This is a genomic window from Actinophytocola sp. (assembly GCF_050699915.1).
In the GTDB taxonomy this organism is placed as follows: domain Bacteria; phylum Actinomycetota; class Actinomycetes; order Mycobacteriales; family Pseudonocardiaceae; genus Actinophytocola.
On record NZ_JBOHGA010000310.1, the window covers coordinates 1 to 5,746 of the forward strand.

Sequence of the window (5,746 nt, forward strand, 5' to 3'; positions counted from 1 at the left end):
GCGCTGCGGGCGGCGGCGGCCACCTCGCCGAGCGCCGACCCGCCCTGGGCCGCGACCGCGGCGGCCACCGTGCCCTCGACGAGCGGGGCGTCCACGAGCAGCGCGCTGTCGGGGTCCGCCAGCGACTCGAGCACCAGCTCGGCCACCATCCGAGCGCTGCCGAGGTCGTAGAGCACCACCACCCCGGCACCGTCCTCGGCACGGTCGACCGCGGCGTCGACCGCGTCGAAGTCGGTGCCGATGCCACCGTCGGCCGTGCCACCCGCGGCCACCACCGCCACGTCCGGCGCCATCTGCGCGGCGACCTCGACCACGCCCTCGGCTAGCCGGGCGCTGTGCGAGACAACGACGAGTCCGACAGTGTTCATGGTTCGCTCCGCTCCTCCGCTACTCGCCGTCTTCCCTCCTCACGTGCTCGGCGCTGGCGCGCCTGCGCGCGCTCGTCAGTCCAGACGGCGAACGCTACGTCGCTCCCGCTCACGGTTCACGCGTCCGCCGCCGAGTCCGCGAACGAGCGCAGCAGCAGCGTCGTGGACCGGGCGCCCGGGTCGAGGTGGCCGGCGCTGCGTTCGCCCAGGTACGAGGCCCGGCCCTTGCGGGCGACCAGCGGCACCGTCGACTCCGCGCCGGTGGCCGCCGCGTCCGCCGCGGCCGACAGGAGCGCGACCACCGAGCCCTGCTCCTTCTCGGCCGCCCGCACGGCCGGGTCGAGCGCGTCGACCATCGTCTTGTCGCCGAGCTCGGCCTTGCCGCGCGCGACGACCCCGCCGAGCGCGGCCTTCAGTGCCTCGGTCACCTCGGTGACACCCAGCTCGGCCGCGTCCCCGAGCGCGGTCGAGGCCCGCAGGAACGCGGTGCCGTACAGCGGGCCCGCGGCCCCGCCGACCTTCGAGATCAGCGTGGTGGCGACGAGCTTGAGCACCGCGGCCGGAGTGTCCGGAGTGGACTCCTCCAGCTTGGCCACGACGGCCCGGAAGCCGCGGTCGAGGTTCTCGCCGTGGTCGCCGTCGCCGATGGCCCGGTCCAGCTGGATCAGCTCGACCCGGTGCTCGGCGACGACCTCCGCGACCGCGCGGACGGCCCTGGCCACGTCGGCGGCGGTGCACCCCACGACGCTCATCCCCACCGCAGGGCGGCGGTGCGCACCGGGGCGTCCCACAGCTCGAGCAGCTCGTCGTCGAGCTTGAGCAGCGTGAGGCTCATGCCCTGCATCTCCAGGCTGGTGACGTACGGCCCGACGAGGCGGCGCTCGACGACGATGCCGCGCTCGCCGAGCATGCGCTCGGCGATGCCGTGCGCGAGGTAGAGCTCGATCAGCGGCGTGCCGCCCATCGAGTTGGTGAACAGCAGCACGCGGTCCCCGTCGGCGAACGGCAGGTCCTCGACGATCGGCTCCAGCAGGCGGCGAACGATCCCGTCGGCGTTCTCGGCGGGCATCCTGGCTCGGCCGGGCTCGCCGTGAATGCCGATGCCGACCTCCATCTCGTCGTCGGGGAGGTCGAAGCTGGGATCGCCGACGTGCGGGACGATCGGGGCGGCGAGCGCCAGGCCCATGGAGCGAACGTTTGCCACGACGCGCTCGGCGATGGCGTGGCACGCGGCGAGGTCGTCGCCCCGCTCGGCCGCCGCGCCGACGATCTTCTCCAGCGGCACCGTGCCGCCGACCCCGCGCCGGCCGGCGGTGTAGAGCGAGTCCTTCACCGCGACGTCGTCGTCGATGACGATCGAGCGCACCTCGATGTCGTCCGCCGCCGCGAGCTCCGCCGCGGTCTCGAAGTTGAGGATGTCGCCGGTGTAGTTCTTGACGATCAGCAGCACGCCGGCGCCGCCGTCGGTCTTCTCGATGGCGGTCTGCATCTGGTCCGGAGTCGGCGAGGTGAACACCGCCCCCGGACAGGCGGCGTCGAGCATGCCCAGCCCCACGAGGCCGCCGTGCATGGGCTCGTGCCCCGAGCCGCCGCCGGAGATCACGGCCACCTTCCCCCGCACGGGAGCATCGGCCCGAACCACGACGGCCGGATCCTGGATGACGGTGATCAGGTCGGAGTGCGCGAGCTCCAGTCCACGCAACGATTCGGCCACCACGGTCGACGGGTCATTGATGATCTTCTTCACGGATACCACCGTCCTGAGCTGCAAGTTCTCCGTTAACAAGCGCGCCAGGCCGCCCTCAGGCCGTGCCATCGCAGGATGTCACGATCTAGGCCGCGTTCGCCAGCGTCGGCACCTTGAAGACCTTGTCTGACGCAAGGCGTGCCCGTTGGTGGCTCGACGGCATCATGTGCGTGTAGATCCGGAGCGTGAACGCGGGGTCGTGGTGACCCAGATACTCGGAAAGCTCCTTGATGGACACTCCCTGTTCGAGCATCAAAGACGCGAACAAGTGCCGTAGCGCGTGCATCCCGTCCCACTGCTTCATGTAGGCCAGGCCAGCGCGGGTGAAGGCCGGCCGCCACACGCCAGTGTGAAACCCGTCGCCCGACCAGAGCCGAGCCCGGACACCCGCGTTGTAGCGCTGGCGACCGTCCGCCGCCTTGTTGATCAGCAGGCGGACGGTCTCCGGTGCACCACCAGGAGTAAGCCACGGCAGAGTGACCGTCACAGGCTCGAAGGTGGCCATGTGCTCGTCGACCGCCGCAAGCACGCCCTCACCGATCGGGACCACCCGCGGCTTGCCGCCCTTCGGGGGCGCGAACACCGGAGCCTTGTCGATCCACTTGATCTGCCGAACGACGTTGACCTCGCCCCTGTCCCGGTCGATGTCCTCCGGGCTCTGCGCGAGCAGCTCCATCTGCCGCAACCCGAGGCCGGCCCCGAGCGGAATCGCGATCCGGTAGATCTCAGGCAGGGCGGCGCGGATCGCCCACATCTTCTCTTCCGGCCACGGAACGATCTTCCGCCGCTCGACCTTCGGGCGTTTGATGGATCGCGCCTTGCACGGGTTGACCGTGATCAGCCCTTCTTCCACAGCGGCGTTCAGAATGGCGCTCAGCATGTCGAACAGCTGCCCGCGATAGGTCGCCGACATGACTCGCTTTCCGCCCTTGTCCCGCATCCATTCGAGCCAGTTCCGCACCTCGTCGTGGGTGATGTCGGCGAGGAACGGGTCGTCGAAGTAGCCGAAGACCATGTTCTCCAACATGGACTTGTAGCGGCGTTGGGTGGCGTAGTTCTCCGACTGTCCTTTGAGGTACTGCCCCACGTACGTCCGCAGCCGGACCTTCCCCGCATCCGGGTCCACGTATGTGCCGGTCAGCGCGTCCGTCTGCACCTTCGCCAGGAATGCCTGCGCGCGACGGAGCTTGCCGTCAGGAAAGCTACTGGACCTCTCCTTCCGGCTGACGTAGTAGCGAACCCGGTACCGCATGCCCTTCCCGTACAGGTCCGTCTTTTCGCGTACTGGCTTGCCTTTCGCGTTGAGCACGACCTCACCGGCCTCGTCGGTCTTTTCCCGCCACCAGCGATCCTCGACATGTCCCGCCATTGCTTCCTGCCTCCCTACGCCGCATCCAGGCGGCTCTGATCGCGAACCCAATCCATGACGTCACCCGGCAGATAGCGCACGTGCTTGCCGAGCCGCGAATAGCGCGGGCCTTCCTCCTTGTGCCGCCATTCGCGGATGGTCTTCGCAGGTACCTTCAAAAACGCCGCCACGTCGTCGGTGTCCCACAGCGGCGCGAACGACTGCTGGTCCGTCACCCGATCCCCCTTGCTCAGGCAGCCACCGCCGTAGTTGCCGAAAGATCTGGCGGTGGTCCCTGTGCCGCGAGTAGCGCGCGGTCGTACTCGGCTCTCCACTTGATCCGTTCCGCGATCGCGTGCATGAGCAGGTGATCCCTCGGCGGCTGATGTGGGTCGCCGGGCTGGACCTTCTGCCACATCAGCCGCGACCGGTCCGACTCTGGCTTGGTGATCCCGACCGCCGCCAGCGACTCCAGGACGAAGGCCTTCCGGTCGGCTCGGTGGTCGGCGAGCGTCTTGCCGGACCACTTCCGCGACACCAGGACTCGCCGGCCGGGGAGCCCGAGCGTGGTCCGCCGATGCGCCCTCGACTTGCACCGGCCCGGATGGGTCCGCGAGTTCACCCCGAGGGGTTGAACGCCGTAGAGCAGCCACACCGCACAGCGCGGCGAGCAGGGCGTGACGCGCAGCTCCTCGTGTAGCCGGTCATGGTGTGCCCGCTGCCGGTCGGTGTCGGCCGAGATCACCTCACCGGTGCTCTTGGTGAGGTACTTGGTCAGGTAGCCGATGTGCCGGCCGGCTTCGTCGGAGCCGCCGAGGATGCCCTTGGAGTGCACCTGCCGCCCGAAGGTGACGACGTGCGCCGGCTCCTCCACTGCCTCCAGCGCCTCAGCCCAGGACGTGAGTGGTTGGCGGGTGGTCGGGTCGACGAACCGGCCGTCCTCCCACACCGGCAGCTCGTCGCCGAGGTAGACGAGCTCGTCATGCGCCGGCCACCACACCTGGTGGTAGGTCGCCGCCGTGACGGCCCGCAGCACCTCGTGCGGGATCGACCCGCGGAGCGCGGCATGCAGGTGTGGCGCGACGCGCTTCTGGGGTTCGACGGTGGCGAAGTACTGCACGTCCCAGCCGACGACCCGGCGCAGGTTCTGCCACCACCTGTCCACCAGCGCGGCGAAGTGCACCGCATCCCGAGCAGCCCGCCGGTAGTCATACGAGCCCGGATCGACTGGCGTGCCGTCATCGCGCACCCGCCCGTAGGAGTCGCAGGTGAGCGTGACGAACATCGAAGGCCGGAACCGGCCGGCGAACTCCCGCCCGAGGGTCCGCTTCTCGACCCGCCGCCGGGGCAGCTCCGGTGCGTCCTGGCGCCGCTTCGTGGACCGCTTCGGAGTCCGTGTGGCCGGTCCTTCCGGGTTGGGGAGCCGGCCCCGCATGCCGAGTTGCCGAAGTTCCGCATCGACGGAGCGGATCTCGTCGAGCAGCTCGTCCCCGTCCGCGCCCTCGGCCTGCTGATAGGTGGCCACCAGGTCGGCCCGCAGCTCCAGCAACGCCGTCTGGTCGGCAGTCGGCTCATCCGGGGTGAAGTCCGGCTCTTCGGCGAGGTGCCAGCCTTCGCGACACTGGACCATCCGCAACGCGCGAGCCTTTCGCGCACACGGCCCGCACTGGGACTCCACAGTGGAACCACAGGGCATCGGGACGTAGCGCAGCTCTCCCGTGTCGAGGTCGCCGACCTCCATCGTGAACGGTCGGACGCACACGCCGTGCTGCTCGGCGGTCGCCGCGATGACATCCGACGCGAGGGGTTGGCGCATCCGCTGCGCGCGGGTCTGTGGTTGGTCCATCTAGGCCACCTCCAGCTCGTGCTGCCCATCTCGGTGCTCATCGCGGAGGAGGCCGATCAGCGTGTACAGCTCGTCGAGCGAGACGCATTCCGATTCGTTGCGTGCGAGTGAGACGAGGCCGCGGCAGTCGGAGAACGTGCCGCCGCCGTAGACCTTCATCCGGGTGCCGCTGGCGGTGCGCCCGCAGACGGACACGTGCAGGCGGTCCTCGTCGGTGCGCCACCACTGGGCGGTGACGTCGACGAGGGTGTAGGCCCACAGCAGGACGTTGCCGAGGTGCTGCACCAAATCCGCACCACCCTCAGGTTGTACGGCGATCTCCCTGCCGTGGGCGGAGAAGGTCAGCGACACGGGAGCCGGCAGCACCCGGTCCCGCACATGTGCGCGGAACTCGCCGAGCATCGACCCGACTGCCGAGGTCCGGGTGAGAATGTTCG

General features: G+C 69.6%; 7 protein-coding genes. All 7 read right to left on the reverse strand.

What is annotated here, in order from left to right; translation table 11 throughout:
- Positions 1–368, reverse strand: a 368-nt coding sequence (dhaM, locus tag ACRDSK_RS31120) for a dihydroxyacetone kinase phosphoryl donor subunit DhaM (RefSeq protein WP_431444967.1), incomplete at its 3' end; no start/stop codon positions are given.
- Positions 369–484: 116 nt separating this feature from the next.
- Positions 485–1,111 (reverse strand): dihydroxyacetone kinase subunit DhaL, encoded by a 627-nt coding sequence (gene dhaL, locus ACRDSK_RS31125; protein ID WP_431444973.1) that lies wholly within the window; start codon positions 1,109–1,111, stop codon positions 485–487.
- A gap of 5 nt (positions 1,112–1,116) precedes the next feature.
- Positions 1,117–2,115 (reverse strand): dihydroxyacetone kinase subunit DhaK, encoded by a 999-nt coding sequence (gene dhaK, locus ACRDSK_RS31130; RefSeq protein WP_431444968.1) that lies wholly within the window; start codon positions 2,113–2,115, stop codon positions 1,117–1,119.
- A gap of 85 nt (positions 2,116–2,200) precedes the next feature.
- On the reverse strand, positions 2,201–3,484 hold the full coding sequence (locus tag ACRDSK_RS31135) for a tyrosine-type recombinase/integrase (RefSeq protein ID WP_431444969.1): 1,284 nt from the start codon (positions 3,482–3,484) through the stop codon (positions 2,201–2,203).
- 14 nt (positions 3,485–3,498) lie between these two features.
- A complete protein-coding gene (locus tag ACRDSK_RS31140; RefSeq protein WP_431444970.1) occupies positions 3,499–3,699 on the reverse strand; it encodes a helix-turn-helix domain-containing protein in 201 nt (66 codons plus the stop codon).
- Positions 3,700–3,713: 14 nt separating this feature from the next.
- Positions 3,714–5,309, reverse strand: a complete 1,596-nt coding sequence (locus tag ACRDSK_RS31145) for a replication initiator (protein ID WP_431444971.1) — start codon at positions 5,307–5,309, stop codon at positions 3,714–3,716.
- On the reverse strand, positions 5,310–5,746 hold a 437-nt coding region (locus tag ACRDSK_RS31150; RefSeq protein WP_431444972.1), incomplete at its 5' end, for a hypothetical protein.

What these genes read in the sequence shown, in the direction of transcription:
- ACRDSK_RS31135 (WP_431444969.1), bottom strand. Translation starts at nt 3,484, where the DNA reads ATGGCGGGACATGTCGAGGATCGCTGGTGGCGGGAAAAGACCGACGAG.
- ACRDSK_RS31145 (WP_431444971.1), bottom strand. Translation starts at nt 5,309, where the DNA reads ATGGACCAACCACAGACCCGCGCGCAGCGGATGCGCCAACCCCTCGCG.